The sequence below is a fragment of the Roseovarius nitratireducens genome (assembly GCF_002925845.1).
Taxonomy (GTDB): Bacteria; Pseudomonadota; Alphaproteobacteria; order Rhodobacterales; family Rhodobacteraceae; genus Roseovarius; species Roseovarius nitratireducens.
The window spans coordinates 294,707-313,958 of record NZ_PDNI01000065.1 but is presented as its reverse complement, the minus strand read 5'-3'; the positions used below and the strand labels follow the sequence as shown (position 1 = coordinate 313,958).

General features: G+C 68.9%; 18 protein-coding genes. 16 read left to right on the top strand and 2 right to left on the bottom strand.

What is annotated here, in order from left to right:
* Positions 1–183 precede the first annotated feature (183 nt).
* Positions 184–597 carry a tol-pal system-associated acyl-CoA thioesterase gene (gene ybgC / locus CRJ03_RS14315; protein WP_104019547.1) on the top strand — a complete coding sequence of 138 codons (414 nt, stop codon included), beginning with the start codon at positions 184–186 and terminating at the stop codon, positions 595–597.
* Here ybgC and CRJ03_RS14310 read toward each other — a convergent pair.
* Positions 570–1,280, bottom strand: a complete 711-nt coding sequence (locus CRJ03_RS14310) for a redoxin domain-containing protein (RefSeq protein ID WP_104019546.1) — start codon at positions 1,278–1,280, stop codon at positions 570–572. The two genes, ybgC and CRJ03_RS14310, sit on opposite strands and share 28 nt — an antisense overlap.
* Positions 1,281–1,548: 268 nt before the next feature.
* On the opposite strand from CRJ03_RS14310, the gene CRJ03_RS14305 reads away from it, so the two are divergent.
* From CRJ03_RS14305 to CRJ03_RS14235, 15 genes are all read left to right on the top strand, one after another.
* Positions 1,549–2,268 carry a response regulator transcription factor gene (locus CRJ03_RS14305; protein WP_240611682.1) on the top strand — a complete coding sequence of 240 codons (720 nt, stop codon included), beginning with the start codon at positions 1,549–1,551 and terminating at the stop codon, positions 2,266–2,268.
* Between the two features lie 153 nt (positions 2,269–2,421).
* The gene (tolQ, locus tag CRJ03_RS14300; protein ID WP_104019545.1) at positions 2,422–3,117 is read left to right on the top strand and encodes a protein TolQ; all 696 of its coding nucleotides are present in this window, start codon (positions 2,422–2,424) and stop codon (positions 3,115–3,117) included.
* Positions 3,118–3,119: 2 nt separating this feature from the next.
* Positions 3,120–3,593 carry an ExbD/TolR family protein gene (locus CRJ03_RS14295; protein WP_104019544.1) on the top strand — a complete coding sequence of 158 codons (474 nt, stop codon included), beginning with the start codon at positions 3,120–3,122 and terminating at the stop codon, positions 3,591–3,593.
* A gap of 16 nt (positions 3,594–3,609) precedes the next feature.
* The gene (gene tolA, locus CRJ03_RS14290) at positions 3,610–4,746 is read left to right on the top strand and encodes a cell envelope integrity protein TolA (protein ID WP_129590289.1); all 1,137 of its coding nucleotides are present in this window, start codon (positions 3,610–3,612) and stop codon (positions 4,744–4,746) included.
* Positions 4,743–6,071, top strand: a complete 1,329-nt coding sequence (gene tolB, locus CRJ03_RS14285; protein WP_104019542.1) for a Tol-Pal system beta propeller repeat protein TolB — start codon at positions 4,743–4,745, stop codon at positions 6,069–6,071. Before tolA ends, tolB begins: the two co-directional genes overlap by 4 nt.
* Positions 6,072–6,149: 78 nt before the next feature.
* Complete coding sequence (gene pal / locus CRJ03_RS14280; protein WP_104019541.1) at positions 6,150–6,653, top strand: peptidoglycan-associated lipoprotein Pal; 504 nt, start codon at positions 6,150–6,152, stop codon at positions 6,651–6,653.
* A 10-nt stretch (positions 6,654–6,663) separates the two neighbouring features.
* Positions 6,664–7,500, top strand: a complete 837-nt coding sequence (gene ybgF / locus CRJ03_RS14275; RefSeq protein ID WP_104019540.1) for a tol-pal system protein YbgF — start codon at positions 6,664–6,666, stop codon at positions 7,498–7,500.
* The gene (gene tilS, locus CRJ03_RS14270; RefSeq protein ID WP_104019539.1) at positions 7,497–8,744 is read left to right on the top strand and encodes a tRNA lysidine(34) synthetase TilS; all 1,248 of its coding nucleotides are present in this window, start codon (positions 7,497–7,499) and stop codon (positions 8,742–8,744) included. The genes ybgF and tilS overlap by 4 nt, the downstream gene beginning before the upstream one ends.
* Before the next feature lie 158 nt (positions 8,745–8,902).
* Positions 8,903–10,831 (top strand): ATP-dependent zinc metalloprotease FtsH, encoded by a 1,929-nt coding sequence (gene ftsH, locus CRJ03_RS14265; RefSeq protein ID WP_104019538.1) that lies wholly within the window; start codon positions 8,903–8,905, stop codon positions 10,829–10,831.
* On the top strand, positions 10,828–11,616 hold the full coding sequence (locus CRJ03_RS14260) for a methyltransferase domain-containing protein (RefSeq protein ID WP_104019537.1): 789 nt from the start codon (positions 10,828–10,830) through the stop codon (positions 11,614–11,616). The genes ftsH and CRJ03_RS14260 overlap by 4 nt, the downstream gene beginning before the upstream one ends.
* Before the next feature lie 63 nt (positions 11,617–11,679).
* On the top strand, positions 11,680–12,276 hold the full coding sequence (locus tag CRJ03_RS14255; RefSeq protein ID WP_104019536.1) for an MOSC domain-containing protein: 597 nt from the start codon (positions 11,680–11,682) through the stop codon (positions 12,274–12,276).
* A 127-nt stretch (positions 12,277–12,403) separates the two neighbouring features.
* Positions 12,404–14,080, top strand: coding sequence for a formate--tetrahydrofolate ligase (locus CRJ03_RS14250; protein WP_104019535.1), 1,677 nt, complete (start codon positions 12,404–12,406; stop codon positions 14,078–14,080).
* Positions 14,081–14,145: 65 nt separating this feature from the next.
* Positions 14,146–15,039, top strand: a complete 894-nt coding sequence (locus tag CRJ03_RS14245; RefSeq protein ID WP_104019534.1) for a bifunctional 5,10-methylenetetrahydrofolate dehydrogenase/5,10-methenyltetrahydrofolate cyclohydrolase — start codon at positions 14,146–14,148, stop codon at positions 15,037–15,039.
* Positions 15,040–15,056: 17 nt separating this feature from the next.
* Positions 15,057–15,974, top strand: coding sequence for a bifunctional methylenetetrahydrofolate dehydrogenase/methenyltetrahydrofolate cyclohydrolase FolD (folD, locus tag CRJ03_RS14240; protein WP_104019533.1), 918 nt, complete (start codon positions 15,057–15,059; stop codon positions 15,972–15,974).
* A gap of 385 nt (positions 15,975–16,359) precedes the next feature.
* A complete protein-coding gene (locus CRJ03_RS14235) occupies positions 16,360–17,604 on the top strand; it encodes an NAD(P)/FAD-dependent oxidoreductase (protein WP_104019532.1) in 1,245 nt (414 codons plus the stop codon).
* Positions 17,605–17,610: 6 nt separating this feature from the next.
* On the opposite strand, the gene CRJ03_RS14230 is transcribed toward CRJ03_RS14235, so the two are convergent.
* Positions 17,611–19,245 (bottom strand): peptidoglycan-binding domain-containing protein, encoded by a 1,635-nt coding sequence (locus tag CRJ03_RS14230; RefSeq protein ID WP_104019531.1) that lies wholly within the window; start codon positions 19,243–19,245, stop codon positions 17,611–17,613.
* Between the last annotated feature and the right edge of the window lie 7 nt (positions 19,246–19,252).

Here is a 19,252-nt window from a genome sequence, read left to right as displayed (position 1 = left end):
GGGCGTGCGGGCCGGGCGAAAGGGCTGTTTGCGGGCGGATCGGCGGGGGATTGCCGGAGGTACGGGCCCGGGGCACCGCGTCGGGACCATCCCCGATGCGTTCGGCACGAGGCGCCGTCTCATTCGGCTGGACCTGACCGGGTCGCGATCCTAGGCTGCGGCGCGCAACAGGAGAGGCAGGCCATGACCCATCGCTATGCTGTCCAGGTCCATTACGAGGATACCGACATGGGCGGCATCGTCTATCACGCCAATTTCCTGAAATTCATCGAGCGCGCCCGTAGCGCGTGGGTGCGCGATCTGGGGTTGGACCAGAATGCCATGCGCGAGGCGGGCACCGTGTTTGTCGTGCGGCGGGTGGAGGCGGATTTTCTCGCGCCTGCGCGGCTTGACGATGCGCTCGGGATCGAGACGCGGACGCTGCGCGCGACGGGGGCCCGGCTGGAGATGGCGCAATCGGTATGGCGCGGCGAGGATCTGCTGTTTCGCGCGGTGGTGACGGTGGCCTGCCTGTCGCGGGCGGGCCGCCCGGTGCGCCTGCCCGCTGCCATCCTCGATCAGCCGCGGGATCAGGTTGCGCCGGTCACGCGCAAATAGGGCAAAAGCAGCTCGGACGCGGTGCCGAACTGGCGGATCACTTCCTGCTCGGAGCGGTTGTCGGGGATGATGACCATGTCGCCGCCCTGCCAGTCGGCGGGCGTTGCCGCGCCGGTATCGGCGTGCATTTGCAGCGCCTTGGCCACGCGCAGCACCTCCTCGATATTGCGTCCGACGAAGAGCGGGTATTCGAACAGCATCGCAACGCGCATTCCGGGGTCGATCAGGAAGCTCTTGCGGATGGGGCGGTTGGCGTCCTCCTTGTCGTGCATCATGCCGAACAGGCGCGACAGTTGCAGTCCCGAATCGTGGGCGCAGGGGAAATCGACCTCCAGCCCGAACAGCCGCGCGATATCGGCGTGCCAGCTGTGCTGTTCGTCGAGGCTCGACCCGCTGAGCGCGAGATGCTTGACGTTTATCTTTTGCCAGTCCTCGGAAAGCGCCGTGATCGCCGCCATCTCGGTGGTGCAGACCGGGGTATTGGCCGCCGGGTGGCTGAACAGATGAATCCACGAACCTTCTGCCCATTCCCAGAAATTCAGGTCGCCTTCGGTCGTCTCGACGCTGAAATCGGGAAAGACATCGCCAATCTGCGGCAGCCAGCGCACGGTTTTGCGCAGGGCGGTGGGCAGCCTTATGATCTCATTCTTCGGTCCGCGTGGAGTGAAGAACTGGATACTCATTTTTCTACTCCTTCCTACTTTTTCTTGGCCCCGGCAATTTCAGCCTGTGGTTGTGTTTCGTCAGTTATCGCAACGTTAACCATTATTCTTCGAAATTTGTCCGAAATGCGGCAGGGTTGTCTAAGGTTGTGCAAACGCACGCTTGCAGTTTGTGAAATCATAGAGTTGAAATTATTGAAGAATACTATCCCGAAGGTTGACTGAAGCTGGAGTATATGTTAGTCTAATACCTATGATTAATAACATATTTTTCTGAAAGGAGCGATTCTTGGTCGATCTGACCGCCATGATTCTTGACGATGATCGTGCGCATACGACCATGGTGGCGGGCTGTCTGAGCAACGAGGGATTTCGGCTCGCGCCATGTCACAAGGCGTTGAACATCCCCACAGCGGTAAAGCGCAAGGCGGTGGATATCTACCTCGTGGGCGACCGGGCGTTGGGGCGGGACGGCTTTGACGTGGTGCGCGAGCTGCGCAACGACTCGACCGTCGGCATCCTGATGCTGCGCCAGAGCGCCGACGAGATCGACGCCATCCTCGCGCTCGAGATGGGGGCCGACGACTGCATGGTGAAGCCGGTGCGCCCGCGAGAGTTGAGCGCGCGGGTGCACACGATCCTGCGGCGCACCGTCGTCACGCCCGCGGAAGTGCGCCGCGCGCGCCCGGGGCCAGGAGACTTCCTGCGGCAGGTGGACGATATCGAGATCTGCGACGTGCTGCGCCTCGTGAGAGTGGGCAAGCGTCCGGTCAAGCTCAGCAAGGGAGAGTTCGACGTGCTGATGCTGCTTGCCGGGCGGACCAACGAGGTGCTCTCGCGCGAGCGGATCATCGCCGCGGCGCGGGGCGGCGGCCGCACGATCAACGATCGCGCGGTGGACGGAATCATCAACCGCCTGCGCCGCAAGCTGTTTGCCGACGCCGAGGCGGGCGCACGGCGCATCCGCACGGTGCAAGGGCGTGGCTACATGCTGATCGAGCGCGACTGAACGTCCCTTGCAAGCGAATATCCGCCGCAAGCGCGGTCCGTTACGTTCAATCGCGCGTGAGCGGGCGGATGCGCATGGCTTTCCCCTTGGAAATCGGGTAATTTGCTCTTGATAAGGTCGGGAAACGGCCACGAGAGGCATGAAGGCAGGCAAATGGAAGCGGAAACCCTCGCATTGGCGCAGGAGATGGATTTCTCCATGTGGGCGCTGTTCGCGCGCGCCACGTTCATCGTGAAACTGGTGATGCTGATCCTGATCATCGCATCGTTCTGGGCGTGGTCGATCATCATTCAGAAGCTGATAACCTATCGCCGCGCGCGCCGCGAGGCCGGCGTGTTCGATCGTCGTTTCTGGTCTGGCGAACCGCTTGACGGCCTGTTTGACGAGATCGGGCCGGACCCTGCCGGGCAGTCCGAGCGCATATTCGCTGCCGGGATGACGGAATGGCGGCGCAGCCACCGCAACGATGGCGAATTGATCGCGGGCGCGGCCGCGCGGATCGACCGCTCCATGGACGTGGCCATCGCCAAGGAGGCCGACAACCTGCAGGGCGGGTTGCAGGTGCTTGCGACCGTGGGCTCCACCGCGCCGTTCATCGGGCTGTTTGGCACGGTGTGGGGGATCATGCACTCCTTCATGGCCATCGCGGCACAGCAGAACACCAGCCTTGTGGTGGTCGCACCCGGTATCGCCGAGGCGCTTCTGGCCACCGCGCTGGGGCTGTTGGCGGCGATCCCGGCGGTGATCTTCTACAACAAGCTGAGCGCCGATTCCGACCGGATCGTGGCGGGCTACGAGGCCTTTGCCGACGAGTTCGCGACCATCCTCAGCCGCCAGTTGGATAGCTGACGATGGGGGCGGGGGTCGTTCAGCACCGGGAGAGCGGCGGGCGGCGCAGGCGCGGACGCGGACGCACGCGACCGATGGCCGAGATCAACGTCACACCGTTCGTGGACGTGATGCTGGTGCTGCTCATCATCTTCATGGTGGCCGCGCCGCTGCTGGTGGTGGGCGTGCCGGTGGAATTGCCGAAAACCGCCGCCAACGCGCTGCCGGGCGAGCAGGAGGAGCCGCTCACCGTGACGGTGGGCGCCGACGGGCGGGTGAGTATCCAGACCACCGACGTGCCGCGCGGTGAACTTTTGCCGCGGCTGCGCGCCATCGCCGCCGAGCGCGAGGGCACGCGGGTGTTCCTGCGCGCCGACGGCAATGCGCCCTACAGCGTGGTGATGGAGGTGATGGGTGCGCTCAACCGCGGCGGATTTGCCAATATCGGGCTGGTGACGGAGACCGGCGGCCCCGCGCTCGACGGGCGGGACGGCTAGGCCGGGGGTGCCGCGGGTGAACACCGGACAGATCATATCGGGAACGGCCCACCTGGCGGTGATCGGGTGGGTCTTTTTCGGGGGCGTTCTCCAGTCCGATCCGCCGCAGGTGGAGGTGGTCGAGGCGGTGGCGGTGTCGTCCGAGGAATATGCCGCCATCATGGCCCGGCAGAGCGCGCCCGAGGCGGCGGCCGATGTCGACACCCCCGAGCCCCCCGAGGCGGGCGAGGCGGCACCGGCGCTGTCGTCCGGGACCGATGCCGCCCCCGAGGTGAACCGGCCCGAGGTGAGCGATACGCCGCCCCCCGACGCGCGCCCCGAGGCGCCCGAGCGCCCCGCCCCGGCACCGACGGATGTGACCGACACGCCCCCCGCACTGACCGCTCCGTCCGAGGACACCGCCGCGCTGGTGCCCGAGACATCGCTGCGTCCGCAGCCGCGCCCCGCGCCGCGCGTGGCCCCCGAGCCGGTGGCCCCGTCCGAGCCGGATGTGCGGGTGGATGACGTGGCCCGCCCCGAGGTGGCCCCCGAGGAGGGGGCCGACGCGGTCGAGGACCAGCAGGAGGCGACCGCCCCCGAGGAAGCCACGACCGAGATCGTCACCGAGGCCGAGCGGCCCGAGACCCCGGTGCCCACCGCCTCGGTCCGCCCGCGCGCGCGGCCCACGCGCCTGGCGGAGGCGGAAGCCGATACCGAGACAGCGACCGCCCCGCCAGAGCCGACCCCGCCAGAGCCGACCCCGCCCGACACGGACCGCGACGCGGTGAGCGACGCGCTCGCCGCCGCGCTGGGGCAGGACAGCGCCCCGGCGGAGCGCCGCCCGTCCGGCCCGCCGTTGTCGGCCGGGGAAAAGGACGCGCTGCGCGTGGCCGTGCAACAATGCTGGAACGTGGGCAGCCTCAGTTCCGATGCGCTGGCCACCACGGTCGTCGTCGCCGTGAGCATGGCGGAGACAGGCAAGCCCGAGATGTCCAGCATCCGCATGCTGAGCCATACCGGCGGCTCTGCCAGCGCCGCGCAGCAGGCCTACGAGGCGGCGCGCCGCGCGATCATCCGCTGCGGTGCCGACGGCTTCGATCTGCCCCAGGAGAAATACGCGCAGTGGCGCGACATCGAAATGACATTCAACCCGGAGAAAATGAGGATCAAATGATACGTTCTTTCCTGACCCTCCTCGCGGCCCTGACGTTCTGGGCGATGCCAGCCACCGCCCAGGAGAATTCCGGCCCGCTCCGACTCGAGATCACCGAGGGCGTCATCGAGCCGATGCCGTTTGCCGTGCCCGATCTCGTGGCCGAGAGTGCGCAGGCGCGCGATTTAGCCACCCGCATCGCGCGCGTCATCGCCGCCGACCTGAGCGGCACCGGCCTGTTTCGCGAGATCCCCGCCGAGGCGCATATCGGCCGCATCACCAATTTCGACAGCCCGGTGCAGTTTGCCGACTGGCGCGCGATCAACGCGCAGGCGCTGGTCACCGGCGCGGTGAGCCTCGACGGCGCCGGGCGGGTGGTGGTCAAGTTCCGCATCCACGACGTGTTTGCCGGGCAGGAGCTGGGCCGCGGCCAGCAGCTAGTGGGCGAAGAGGACGGCTGGCGGCGGATCGCGCACAAGGTGGCCGACCAGGTCTATTCCCGGATCACCGGCGAAGGCGGATATTTCGACAGCCGCGTGGTGTTCGTGTCGGAAAGCGGCCCCAAGGGCGAGCGCGCCAAGCGGCTGGCGATCGTGGATTACGACGGCGCGAACCTGCGTTATCTCACCGATGCCTCGACCATCGTGCTGGCGCCGCGCTTCTCGCCCACCGGCGACCGGGTGCTCTATACCAGCTACGAGACGGGGTTCCCGCGCATCTACCTGCTCGACGTGGCCGATGTGGGCCGCCGGGCGCTGCCCACCCTGGACGGCACGATGAGTTTCGCCCCGCGCTTTTCGCCCGACGGGCGCACGGTGCTCTATTCGCTGACGCAGGGCGGCAATACGGACCTCTACACGATGGACATCGCCAGCGGTGCCAGCGTGCGGCTGACCAACGCGCCCTCGATCGAGACCGCGCCCAGCTACAGCCCGGACGGCAGCCGCATCGTGTTCGAGAGTGACCGCTCGGGCAGCCCGCAACTCTACATCATGGAGGCGCGCGGCGGCGAGGCGCAGCGCATCAGCTTTGGCCGCGGGCGCTATGGCACGCCGGTCTGGTCGCCGCGCGGCGATCTCGTCGCCTTTACCAAGCAGGCGGAGGGCCGTTTTCATATCGGCGTGATGCGCACCGATGGCAGCGAGGAGCGGCTTCTCACCGCGTCCTTCCTCGACGAGGGGCCGACATGGGCGCCCAATGGCCGCGTCATCATGTTCACCCGCGAGACGCGGGGAGAACAGGGCGAGGCGCGGCTCTACACGGTGGATATCACCGGCCGCAACCTGCGGCAGGTGCCCACGAATGGCGGCGCGAGCGACCCCTCATGGGGGCCGCTGCAGGAGTGACCGGCGTGTGCGAGAGCGCGCGTTTTCTTGGGCTGCGGCCTGTGGTATGACACGTATAATGAAAAGGGAAAATGCAACATGACCTATCTGAGCAAGACGATCATCCTGGTGGCCGGACTGGCGCTCGCCGCCTGCACCAATCCCGACCGGTTCGCCGACGGCGACGGTTCCGGCACGGGCGGTGCCGGGCTGTCGGGCGCGGCCTCGGACCCGACGTCGTCGGCCTACTTCCAGCAGGCCGTTGGCGACCGCGTGCTGTTCGCCGTGGACCAGTCCACGCTGTCGGCGCAGGCGCAGTCCACGCTTGACGCGCAGGCGCAATGGCTGATGACCAACAGCGATTACACCGCCGTCATCGAAGGCCATGCCGACGAGCAGGGCACGCGCGAATACAACCTCGCGCTGGGCGCGCGGCGGGCGAACTCGGTGCGCGATTACCTCGTCAGCCGCGGCGTGGCCGACAACCGGCTGCGCACCGTGAGCTATGGCAAGGAACGCCCGATCGAGATTTGCAGCGAAGAGGCGTGCTATACCAAGAACCGGCGCGCGGTGACGGTGCTCGCCGCCGGGTCCGTAAGCTGAGGCCGGAGCCATGCGCGCAACGCTCAAGGCCATCGCGCTAACGCTGCTCCTCGCCCCCGCAGGGGCGGCGGCGCAGGGCGCTGAAACGCTGGCCGACATCCGGCAGGAACTGACGGTGCTGTTCGTCGAGTTGCAGAAGCTCAAGCGCGAGCTGAGCACCACGGGCGGGGCCGCGCAGCCGGCGGGTGGCGGCCCGATGCTCGACCGCGTCAACGCGATCGAGGCCCAGGTGGAGCGGCTGACGGGCAAGACCGAGGAGCTGGAATTCCGCATCGACCGGGTGGTGCGCGACGGCACCAACCGCGTGGGCGACCTGGAGTTTCGCCTCTGCGAGATGGAGCCGGGCTGCGACATCGCCGGGCTGGAGCCGGGCGACACGCTGGGCGGGGTGGCCCCCAACACGGGTGGCGGCACGAGTCCCGGCGCGGGAGACGGCGGGGACGAGAGCGACGGCCCGCAGCTCGCCGTGGGCGAGCGCGATGATTTCGAGCGCGCGCAAGCGGCCTTCGAGGCCGGCGAGCACGCGCAGGCCGCCGAGCAACTCGCGACCTTCCTCGCCGATTACCCCGGCAGCCCGCTGAGCGGGCAGGCGAGGTTGTTGCGGGGCCGGGCGCTCGAGGCGGACGGGCAGCAAGGCGCCGCGGCACGCGCCTTTCTCGACACGTTCAGCGCCGCGCCAGACGGCCCGGAGGCGGCGCAGGCGCTCTACCTGCTGGGCCGGGCACTGGGGCGGCTGGGCCAGACCGAGGACGCCTGCGTGACGCTGGGGCAGGTCGCGCCGCGCTATCCCGGTGCGGAAGCGGTGGCCGAGGCAGAGGCGGAGATGGCCCGGCTCGACTGTTCGTGAGCGGCGAGGGCGCGGCGCTCGGGGGGGCGGTGCGCGCGCATTTCGGCGCGGCCCCGCCCGAGGTCTTGGGCGTGGCGGTATCGGGCGGCAGCGATTCGCTGGCGCTGTTGCACATCCTCGATGACTGGCGCGAAGAGGGCGGCCCCGCCCTGCGCGTGGCGACCGTCGATCATGGGCTGCGCCCCGAGGCGCGCGACGAGGCCGCGCAGGTGGCGCGGGCTTGTGCCGGGTTGGGGATCGGCCACGATAGCCTGCGCTGGGACGGGCAGGGGGCGCGGGGCAACCTGCCCGATGCGGCGCGGCGCGCGCGCTACCGGCTGCTGGCGGGATGGGCGCGGCGGCAGGGGATCGCGGACGTGGCCATCGGCCACACCGCCGACGACGTGGCCGAGACCTTTCTCATGCGGCTGGCGCGGGGTGCGGGCGTGGACGGGCTGGCGGCGATGCGGGCGCGCTGGTGCGCGGAGGGTGTCACCTTTCATCGGCCCATGCTGATGCTCGGGCGCGATGACCTGCGCGACATGCTGCGGACGCGGGGGGTGGCGTGGGCAGACGATCCCACCAACGATGATCCGGCCTACGACCGCACCCGCGCGCGCGCCGCGCTGGCCACGCTCGGGCCGCTCGGCCTCGATGCCGGGACGCTGGCGGCGGCGGCGGGGCGGCTGCGCGAGGCGCGCGTGGCGCTCGGCGTCTGCGCCCGCCGCGCGGCGGAGGAAATCGCGCGGGAGGAGGGCGGCGACCTTCTGTGGCGGCGCGACGGTTTCGATGCCCTCCCCGACGAGACGGCGCGGCGGCTGTTGCTGGCGGGGATCGCGTGGATGACCGGGCAGGATTATCCGCCGCGCGGTGCGGCGGGGGTGGCGTTTCTCGAGGCCGCGCGCGCGGGGCGGCGCATGAATTTGCAGGGCTGCGTGCTGAGCGCCGGGCGCGATCATCTGCGGCTGGCGCGGGAATACCGCGCGGTGGCGGGGCTGCGCGCGCCCGCCGGGGCCGTGTGGGACGGGCGCTGGCGCGCCAAGGGTGGCCCCGGGCGGGCCACGGTGGCGGCACTGGGGCCCGTGGGCCTGCGCGCCTGCCCTGACTGGCGCGCGGGCGGGCTGCCGCACGGCTCGGCACTGGCGAGCCCGGGGCTGTGGCGGGGCGATACCCTCGTTGCCGCGCCGCTGGCGGGGTGGCCCAATGGCTGGCGGCTGGACCTGCTGCGCGGGTTCGGGGATTATCTGGACAGGGTTTCTGGCTGAGGCATTTCGCGGCAAGCAGGCGCATATCCGCGACCGCGCGCCACGGGCAGCGACCGTTCAAAAGCCCATTCTTTCATTGAACCCCGGCGGCCAATATCTATTTAAGGTACTAACGCCCCGTGCTATGGGCACGATGACCTCATTTCGGGAGATCTATATTGGGTAACGCGCGCAACATCGCCTTCTGGCTGATCCTGTTCCTGCTGATCCTGGCACTGTTCAACCTGTTCAGCGGATCGGGCAACACGCTGCAAAGCCAGGCGGTCCCCTACTCGGAGTTCGTGACCGCGGTCGATAAAGGCTCGGTCAGCGAGGCCACGATCGACGGCGAGACGATCCGCTACCGCGGCACCGACGGTGCGCAATACACCACCATCCGCCCCGAGGATGCCGAGATCACGCAGCGGCTGATCGAGAACGGCGTTGCCGTCAAGGCCGAGAGCCAGGATCAATCGGGGTTCCAGTCCTTCCTGATCTCGCTCCTGCCGTTCCTGCTGCTGATCGGCGTGTGGATTTATTTCATGAACCGGATGCAGGGCGGCGGCAAGGGCGGTGCGATGGGCTTTGGCAAGTCCAAGGCAAAGATGCTGACCGAGAAGAGCGGGCGCGTCACCTTCGACGACGTGGCCGGTATCGACGAGGCGAAGGAAGAGCTTGAGGAGATCGTCGAGTTCCTGCGCAACCCGCAGAAATTCCGCCGCCTTGGCGGGCAGATCCCCAAGGGCGCGCTACTGGTGGGCCCGCCGGGCACCGGCAAGACGCTGCTCGCGCGCGCCATCGCGGGCGAGGCGGGGGTGCCGTTCTTTACCATCTCGGGTTCCGATTTTGTCGAGATGTTCGTGGGCGTGGGCGCCTCGCGCGTGCGCGACATGTTCGAGCAGGCCAAGAAGAACGCGCCCTGTATCGTCTTCATCGACGAGATCGACGCCGTGGGCCGCCACCGTGGCGCGGGCTATGGCGGCGGCAATGACGAGCGCGAGCAGACGCTGAACCAGCTTCTGGTGGAAATGGACGGGTTCGAGAGCAACGAGGGCGTGATCATCATCGCCGCCACCAACCGCAAGGACGTGCTGGACCCCGCGCTGCTGCGCCCCGGCCGTTTCGACCGGCAGGTGACGGTGCCCAACCCCGACATCAAGGGCCGCGAGAAGATCCTCGGCGTGCATGCCCGCAAGACGCCGCTGGGCCCGGATGTTGACCTGCGCCTGATCGCGCGCGGCACGCCCGGATTCTCCGGTGCGGACCTCGCCAACCTCGTCAACGAGGCGGCGCTGACCGCCGCGCGGGTAGGCCGCCGGTTTGTCACCATGGTCGATTTCGAGAATGCCAAGGACAAGGTGATGATGGGGGCCGAGCGCCGCTCGATGGTGCTGACCGACGACCAGAAGGAAAAGACCGCGTTTCACGAGGCCGGGCACGCGGTGGTGGGACTCACCCTGCCGAAATGCGACCCCGTGTACAAGGCGACGATCATCCCGCGCGGCGGCGCGCTGGGCATGGTTGTCAGCCTGCCCGAGATCGACCGGCTGAACTGGCACCGCTCGGAATGCGAGGAAAAGCTGGCGATGACGATGGCCGGCAAGGCGGCGGAAATCCTCAAGTACGGCGAGGACAACGTCTCGAACGGCCCGGCGGGCGACATTCAGCAGGCCAGCGGGCTGGCGCGCGCGATGGTGATGCGCTGGGGTATGTCGGACAAGGTCGGCAATGTCGATTACGAGCAGGCGCACGAGGGCTACATGGGCAATGCCGCTGGTGGCTTCTCGATCTCGGCGCATACCAAGGAGCTGATCGAGGAGGAGGTGCGCCGCCTCATCGACGAGGCCTACCAGAAAGCCAAGTCTATCCTCGAGGAGCGCCGCAAGGAATGGGAGCGGCTGGCCGAGGGACTGCTGGAATACGAGACGCTGACCGGCGACGAGATTCGCCGCGTGATGGCGGGCGATCCGCCGGAACCGGGCGACGACGAGGGCAGCGCACCGGTGACCGAGAAACCCTCTGTCATCGCCGTTCCCAAGACCAAGCCCAAATCCTCGCGCGGCGGTGAGGGCGGCGATGGCGGGCTGGAGCCCGAGCCCTCGACGTGAGCCGGGCCGCGCCCCAGCAGCAGGACTGGAATCCCGGGGCCTATGCACGGTTCCGGGATCAGCGTCTGCGCCCCGCTCTCGATTTGTTGAACGCGGTCGGGCAGATGGGGGCGGGCGAGGTGGTCGACCTTGGCTGCGGCAACGGGGCGATGGCCGACGCGTTGCGCGCCCGTGCCCCCGGGCGCAGCCTGATCGGCGTGGATGCGAGCCCCGCCATGCTGGAAAAGGCGCGGGCGGGGGGCGGATACGACGCGATCCAGCAGGCCGACATCGCCGAGTGGCACCCGCGCCGCGCGCCGGGGATGATCTATTCCAACGCGGTGCTGCACTGGGTCGGCAACCACGAGGTGCTGATGCCCCGGCTGGCCGGGATGCTGGGCAAGGGCGGCACGCTCGCCGTGCAGATGCCGCATCAGAACAAGGCGCCCTCGCACCGCGTCTGGCTGAGCCTTGCCGAGGAGTTCCGCCCCGGCGGGACCGGCAAGATGGGCACCCCCGGCGTGATGGCACCGGTGCGCTACGAGGAGTTGCTGGCCGGGCTGGGGCAGTTACGGCTGTGGGAGACCGATTACTACCAGCGCCTGACCGCCGAGCCGGGCAGCCACCCGGTGCGCCGCTACACCGAGAGCACCTATGCCCGCCCGGTGCTGGCGATGCTGGAGCCGGACGAGAAGGCCGAGATCATCCGCCGCTACGAGGAGGTGATGCACACCGCCTATCCGGTGCGCGCCGATGGCACGGTGCTGTTCCCGTTCCGGCGGCTGTTCTTTACCCTCACGGTCTGAGCGGGATGGAAAGCGGCCCTGCGGGGCGGATATTTCTGGCAAGATGAAGCGCGGAGGGCGGCCATGCCGGCATTGAAACCGACGGAGTTCACCGCGCGTGTGGTGTGGCTGGGCCGGGTGACGGATCGCGAGGCGCGGCTGGAGGCAGAGCCGCTGGAGGCGGCCGATCTGACATTCGCCGGGATCGCGGGCGAGGCGCATGGCGGACGCACGCGGCCCTCGTGCAGCCGGGTCGTGGCGCAGCACCCCCGGGACACCGAGATCGCCAACGTGCGGCAATTGTCGGTGCTGTCGGCCGAGGAGATGGCGGCGATCGCGGCGGAGATGGGGGTGGAGGCGCTCGCGCCCGCCTGGCTGGGCGCGTCGCTGGTGATCGAGGGCATCCCCGATTTCACCCATGTGCCGCCCTCGTCGCGCCTGCAAGGGCCGTCGGGCGCGACCCTCGTGATCGACATGGAGAACCGCCCCTGCCAACTGCCTGCCCGGGTGATCGAGCGGCACATGCCGGGGCTTGGCAAGGGCTTCAAGCCAGCGTCGGAGGGGCGGCGGGGCGTCACCGCCTGGGTCGAGCGCGAGGGGCGAATCGCGCTGGGCGAGATGCTGCGACTGCACATCCCCGATCAGCCGGCATGGTCGGAACACGATTGTATGCGCAGCTGACGCGCGCCTGCGACAGCCCGCCGCAAGTGGGGCGGGATATGTCGGATTCGCCTCTCTCGTGCGTGGGCAAAGCCGTTATAGGCGGGGGTGACGCAAACCCCCACCCCGCCCAGGGAAAGGACCGGACATGAGCTATAAATCCGACATCGAGATCGCGCGCGAAGCCCAGAAGAAACCGATCCAGGAGATCGGTGCCAAGCTGGGCATCCCGTCCGATCACCTGCTGCCCTACGGCCATGACAAGGCCAAGGTGAGCCAGGATTTCATCGATTCGGTGGAGGGCAACAAGACCGGCAAGCTGATCCTCGTGACCGCGATCAACCCCACCCCCGCGGGCGAGGGCAAGACCACCACCACCGTGGGGCTCGGTGACGGGCTGAACCGTCTTGGCAAGAAGGCCACGGTCTGCATCCGCGAGGCGAGCCTCGGCCCGAATTTCGGCATGAAGGGCGGCGCCGCGGGCGGCGGGCGCGCGCAGGTCGTGCCGATGGAGGACATGAACCTCCATTTCACCGGCGATTTCCACGCCATCACCAGCGCGCACAGCCTGCTGTCGGCGATGATCGACAACCACATCTACTGGGGCAACGAGCAGGATATCGACGTGCGCCGGGTGGTCTGGCGCCGGGTGGTGGACATGAACGACCGCGCGCTGCGGCAGATCAACGTGAGCCTCGGCGGCGTCGCCAACGGCTTTCCGCGCGAGGGCGGGTTCGACATCACCGTCGCGTCGGAGGTGATGGCGATCCTGTGCCTGTCGAAGAACCTCAAGGATCTCGAGGAGCGGCTCGGCGCGATGATCGTGGCCTATCGCCGCGACAAGACGCCGGTATTCTGCCGCGACATCAAGGCCGAGGGCGCGATGACCGTGCTGCTGAAGGACGCGATGCAGCCCAACCTGGTGCAGACGCTGGAGAACAACCCCGCCTTCGTGCATGGCGGGCCGTTCGCCAACATCGCGCATGGCTGCAACTCGGTCATTGCCACCAACACCGCGCTGCGGCTGAGCGATTACGTGGTGACCGAAGCGGGCTTTGGCGCCGATCTGGGCGCCGAGAAGTTCATGAACATCAAGTGCCGCAAGGCCGGGCTCGCGCCCGATTGCGTGGTTCTGGTGGCGACCGTGCGGGCGATGAAGATGAATGGCGGCGTGGCCAAGGCCGATCTGGGGGCCGAGAATGTCGAGGCCGTCGAGGAGGGCTGCGCCAATCTCGGGCGGCATATCGGCAACCTCAAGTCCTTTGGCGTGCCGGTGGTCGTGGCGATCAACCATTTCGTCACCGACACCGATGCCGAGATCGCGGCGGTCAAGGCCTATGTCGAGACGCAGGGCAGCGAGGCGGTGCTCAGCCGCCACTGGGAGTACGGCGGCGAGGGTGCCGAGGCGCTGGCGCAGAAGGTGATCGAGATCGCCGAGAGCGGCGCCTCGCAATTCGCCCCGCTTTACCGCGACGAGCTGCCGCTGTTCGACAAGATCGAGCGCATCGCCAAGTCGATCTACCGCGCCGACGAGGTGCTGGCCGATGCCAAGATCCGCAACCAGTTGAAGGACTGGGAGGCGCAGGGCTATGGCAACCTGCCCGTTTGCATGGCCAAGACGCAATACAGCTTTACCACCGACCCGAACCGGCGCGGCGCGCCCACCGGGCATTCGGTGCCGATCCGCGAGGTGCGGCTGTCGGCAGGGGCGGGGTTCGTCGTGGTGGTCTGTGGTGAGATCATGACCATGCCGGGCCTGCCCTCGCGCCCGGCGGCGGAGAACATCCGCCTCAACGATGCGGGCCAGATCGAAGGCTTGTTCTGATCCTCTCCGCGGGGCCCGTGTCGCGCAGGCGACCGGGCCCCGCGACACGTTGGCGGGAGAGCGACATGCGCGCACAGGTCATCGACGGCAAGGCCATCGCCACCCGCATGCGCGCGGACACCCGTGCGCAGGCGCAGGCGCTGGCCGAGACGGGCTGGATGCCGCGGCTGGTGTCGGTCAGCGTGGGCGACACCGCCGCCGCCGAAATCTACGTGCGCAACCAGGGCCGCGCGGCCGAGCAGGCGGGGGTGGAATTCGAGACCCGCGCCTATCCCGCGGACATCTCGCTGGAGCAGTTGACCGGGGTGCTGACCGGGCTCAACGCCGACCCGCGCGTCAACGGCATCATCATCCAGCGTCCGCTGCCCGCGCATATCCCGGTCAAGGCGCTGCAAAAGGCGGTGCACCCGCTCAAGGACGTGGAGGGGATGCACCCCGCCTCGATCGGCAATATCGTCTACAACGATCTCGCGCTCGGGCCGTGCACCGCGGTGGCGGCGGTGGAAATCCTCAAGACGCTGCCGCTCGGCCTCGAGGGGCTGGACGTGACGGTGATCGGGCATTCCGAGATCGTCGGCAAGCCGATTGCCTTTCTGATGATGGGGCTGGGCGCGACGGTGACGGTGTGCCATCACATGACACGCTCGGTGCCGATGCATTCGCGCGCCTCGGACGTGGTGTTCGTGGCAGTGGGCAAGCCCGGGCTGGTCACCGGCGAGATGCTCAAGCCCGGCGCGGCGCTCATTGACATCGGCATCAACCGGGTCGAGACGCCGGAGGGCGGCAAGACGGTGGGCGACGCCGATTTCGATAGCTGCGCCGAGGTGGCGGGCTGGATCACGCCGGTGCCGGGCGGGGTGGGGCCGGTGACGGTGTCGGTGCTGATGCAGAACGCGGTGCTGGCCACGCGGATGCAGATGGAGCATTACCGCGCCACCTATACCGGCGCGGCAGAATAACGGAAAGGACACGGGCAATGAGCGCGACGATCATCGACGGCAAGGCCTTTGCGGCCACCATCCGGGGCAAGGTGGGCGATCACGTCAGCCGGCTGAAGGAGGCGCACGGCATCACCCCCGGCCTCGCCGTGGTGCTGGTGGGCGAGGACCCGGCCAGCCAGGTCTACGTCCGCTCCAAGGGCAAGCAGACCGTCGAGGCGGGGATGAACTCCTACGAGCACAAGCTGGATGCCGACACCTCGCAGGCCGACCTGCTGGCGCTCATCGACACGCTCAACAACGATGCGGACGTGCATGGCATCCTCGTGCAACTGCCGCTGCCCGGGCATATCGATTCGGACCTCGTGATCAATTCCATCGACCCCGCCAAGGACGTGGACGGCTTTCACATCTCCAACGTCGGCCTGCTGGGCACCGGGCAGAAAAGCATGGTGCCCTGCACGCCGTTGGGCTGCCTGATGATGCTGCGCGACCACCTGGGATCGCTGAGCGGGCTGGATGCGGTGGTGGTCGGGCGCTCCAACATCGTCGGCAAGCCGATGGCGCAGCTTCTGCTGGGCGAGAGCTGCACCGTGACCATCGCGCATTCGCGCACCCGCGACCTGCCTGACGTGGTGCGCCGCGCCGATATCGTGGTGGCCGCCGTCGGCCGCCCGGAAATGGTGCCGGGCGAGTGGATCAAGCCGGGGGCCACGGTGATCGACGTCGGCATCAACCGGATCGAGGCGCCGGAACGCGGCACCAACGAGGATGGCAGCGTCAAGACCCGGCTGGTGGGCGATTGCCATTTCGACAGCTGCGCGGCGGTGGCGGGCGCGATCACCCCGGTGCCGGGCGGCGTGGGGCCGATGACCATCGCCTGCCTGCTGGCCAACACCGTGACCGCCTGCTGCCGCGCGAATGGCCTGGCGGAGCCGGAGGGCCTCACCGCCTGAGGCGGGCCGGGGGCCGCCCTTGGCCTGGAGCGGTCGTTCGGGATTTGGTCCCGGCGCGGATTCAAGGCCGAAGGCCGCCGCGCCATCGCATGTCCGCCCGTCGCACCGGAGGTGCGCCAACCTGTATCGGCACGCCTTTGGCGTGACGGACAGGCGATATGGTAAAGCCAGCGCGCCGACTAAATCTTTTGCGGGAAAGCAGAAATAAAGCGCATTGAAAAACCGTCGGGTCGCCTGCCCGCGGACATGCGATGGCGCGGCTCAGCGCTTGACGTTCAACGTCCGCTCCACGCCATTTCCACCCCTGTGCCATGACAGGGCTTGCACCGGCGCGCGGGCTGGGCTTCCTTGGCGGCGTACTATCCCCCGAAGGAGCCCCTCGCGCATGAGCCATCCCCGCACCATCGTCGTCATCGGCGCCGGCATCTGTGGTCTCGCCTCGGCCATATGGCTTACCCGTGCGGGCCACCGCGTCACGCTCATCGACCGCGATGCGCCCGGCGCCGGGGCATCGCAGGGCAATGCCGGGCTGATGGCGCAATGGGCCATCGTGCCGGTCAACACGCCGGGCATTCTGACCACGGCGCTCAAGTATCTCGCCGATCCCGGCGCGCCGCTCTGGCTGCGCTGGCGCGACCTGCCGCGCCTCGCCCCGTGGCTGTGGCAATTCGCGCGCAACGCCAACCCGCGCGACGCCGCGCGCATGACAGAGGGGCTGATCCCGCTGGTCACCGACAGCGTCGATCAGCACCGTGCGCTGGTGCGCGGCACCGAGGCCGAGAAGTGGCTCGCCACCAGCGATCTCGCCTATGCCTATGACAGCCGCGCCGCCTATGAGGCCGATGCCTATGGCTGGCAGGCCAAGCGCGAGGCGGGGTTCATCCCCGAGGTGATCGAGGGCGCGGCGGTGCAGGAGGCGGAGCCGCTCGCAGGCCCCGCCATCGGATGCCTCGCGATGTTGCGCGGGCAGGGGCATGTGCGCGATCCGGGCGCCTACATGGCCGATCTCGCAGCCGTCTTTCAGGCCGAAGGCGGGCGGTACCTGCAAGCCGAGGCGCGCGATGTCACCCTCGCCGACGGGCGCATCACGCAGGTGCTGACCGATCAGGGCCCCTTGGCCTGCGACGCGGCGGTGCTGGCGGCGGGGGTCTGGTCCGGGCCGCTGATGAAGAAACTCGGCCTCAAGGTGCCGCTGGCCGCCGAGCGCGGCTATCACCTGCACCTCGCCCGGCCCTCGGCCCTGCCGCGCCAGCCGCTGATGATGGCACGGGGCAAGTTCGCGGTGACGCCGATGGCCACCGGGTTGCGCTGCGCCGGTACGGTGGAATTGGGCGATCCCGACGCAGCCCCGTCGCGCGCGCCCTTTGCCATGATCCGGCGCGAGATCGCCCGCGTCTTTCCCGATCTGCGGTTCGAGGCGGCAGAGGAATGGATGGGCCCGCGCCCCTCGACCCCCGACAGCCTGCCGCTGATCGGCGAGATCGGCGCGACGGGCGTCTTTGCCGCCTTCGGGCATCAGCATGTCGGGCTGACGGCGGGGCCGCGCACCGGGCGCATGGTGGCCGACCTGATCGGTGGCAAGCGCCCCAATCTGGATCTCGCCCCCTATGACGCCAACCGCTTTACCTGACGCCGCTCAGCGCATCCCCATCAGCGCCGCCGCTGTCGCCTGCGAGATATGGCCCGTGACCGGCAGGCCACGACTGCGCTGGAAGCGGCGGATCGCCGCGCGCGTCTCCTCGGTGAACCGACCGTCCACCGGCCCCGGTTCGGCCCCGACCTGCGCCAGCCGGCGCTCGATCAGGATACGCACCACCTCGGCCCCGGCATAGATCTTCTCTTCCTCGCGCGCCTGCGCGATGGCCTGATTCTCGGCGCGACCCCGCTCGATCTCGTCGAGGCGCGCGCGCGCCTCCTCGGCAAAGCGGCTCTTGGGATGATCGCGCAGGAAGGCGGCATAGGCCTCGGCCGTGTCGGCCTCGCGTGCGGCCTGCCAGTCGGCGCGCGCCGCCCGGTCGATCGCGTCGCGCCGGGCCTCTTCGATCTCGTCGAGCCGGGCGCGGGCAGTCTCGGCGAAAAGCCCTTCGGGATAGCGGTCGAGATAGGCGCGCAGCCCCGCCTCGTCCTCGCCGCGCCCGGTGTCGCGCCAATACGCGCGGTCGCGGCGCTCCTCCTGCATCTGCTGCCGGCGCTCTTCCTCTTCGATCTCGCGCTGACGGGCGGTCGCGTCCGCGCGCAGCCGCGCAAGGTCGGCGCGGTCGAGATAGCCGGTCGGCTCCACGCCTGCCTGTTCTTGCCACGTGGCGATCGCGCCGCGCGTGCCGCGTCCGAAAATCCCGTCGATGCCCCGCTCGTAGAACCCCAGCACCGCCAGCCACCGCTGCACGTCGCGCCGCGCCGTACGGGTCAGGCCCAGCGCCGCCTCGGCGCTGCGGGCGTCACGCCCGGGCGCGTCGCGCAGCCAGTCGCGGCGCTCGCGCGCCTGTGAGAGGTAACGCCCCTCGGGATAGGTGGCGATATAGGCATCATAGGCCGCCACCGTGTCCAGCGCCTCGACCGCCTGCCAGAAGCCATCCTCGCGCGCCTCGGCCAGTTGCGCCTCGGGCACCATGTTCGGCCCCGGCCCCATCAGACCCATCTCGCCCGACAGGTTGCCCGACAGGATGACGCCGTCCGGTGCCGCGCGCGCCACCCCGGCAAAGCTCGTCCCGGGGGCGAGCAAGGGTCCGCCCAGCAGCGCGGCGATGCCCTTGCGCGGGCCGATGGCATAGGTCACGCCCGGCACTTCGGAGAATCCCGACAGCCCCGGTCTCAGCCCCGCGCCCGCCGCTTCGCCCTCCTCGGGTGCCAGAATCAGCACGGCGGGCCCCTCCACCGCCCCGGCAATCGCCGAGAGCGCATTGACCGACAGCCCCGCCGCGCCGATCCGCAGCCGCGAGACCGTGCCCACATCCTCCGGCAACAGCCAGCTATCCTGCCCGTCCCCGGCCATCTCTCCGGCGGCGAGGATCACCAGCCGCGCCACCTCGCCCGCCGTGATCCGTGCCTCGAGATCGAGCGCGGCGGCGCGCAGCGGCGCGATATCCTCGCCCTTGGGGGCCACCACCTCGAACCCGGCCTGCTCCAGCGCCGCGCCCGGGTCGAACGCCACCGCCGAACGCCGGTCACCCTGCGCACGGGTATCGAGGATCAGCGCCAGATCGGCGGCAAGCGATGGCCCTGCCACCACGCAGAACCACAAGACCGCCGAGAAAAGTTTACGTTGCAACATGCCCCAC

Coding starts and splice junctions, on each gene's coding strand:
- CRJ03_RS14250 (WP_104019535.1), top strand. CDS start 12,404: ATGAGCTATAAATCCGACATCGAGATCGCGCGCGAAGCCCAGAAGAAA.
- CRJ03_RS14255 (WP_104019536.1), top strand. CDS start 11,680: ATGCCGGCATTGAAACCGACGGAGTTCACCGCGCGTGTGGTGTGGCTG.
- tolQ (WP_104019545.1), top strand. CDS start 2,422: ATGGAAGCGGAAACCCTCGCATTGGCGCAGGAGATGGATTTCTCCATG.
- CRJ03_RS14235 (WP_104019532.1), top strand. CDS start 16,360: ATGAGCCATCCCCGCACCATCGTCGTCATCGGCGCCGGCATCTGTGGT.
- ybgC (WP_104019547.1), top strand. CDS start 184: ATGACCCATCGCTATGCTGTCCAGGTCCATTACGAGGATACCGACATG.
- tolB (WP_104019542.1), top strand. CDS start 4,743: ATGATACGTTCTTTCCTGACCCTCCTCGCGGCCCTGACGTTCTGGGCG.
- CRJ03_RS14310 (WP_104019546.1), bottom strand. CDS start 1,280: ATGAGTATCCAGTTCTTCACTCCACGCGGACCGAAGAATGAGATCATA.
- CRJ03_RS14230 (WP_104019531.1), bottom strand. CDS start 19,245: ATGTTGCAACGTAAACTTTTCTCGGCGGTCTTGTGGTTCTGCGTGGTG.
- CRJ03_RS14245 (WP_104019534.1), top strand. CDS start 14,146: ATGCGCGCACAGGTCATCGACGGCAAGGCCATCGCCACCCGCATGCGC.
- CRJ03_RS14295 (WP_104019544.1), top strand. CDS start 3,120: ATGGGGGCGGGGGTCGTTCAGCACCGGGAGAGCGGCGGGCGGCGCAGG.
- ybgF (WP_104019540.1), top strand. CDS start 6,664: ATGCGCGCAACGCTCAAGGCCATCGCGCTAACGCTGCTCCTCGCCCCC.
- pal (WP_104019541.1), top strand. CDS start 6,150: ATGACCTATCTGAGCAAGACGATCATCCTGGTGGCCGGACTGGCGCTC.
- folD (WP_104019533.1), top strand. CDS start 15,057: ATGAGCGCGACGATCATCGACGGCAAGGCCTTTGCGGCCACCATCCGG.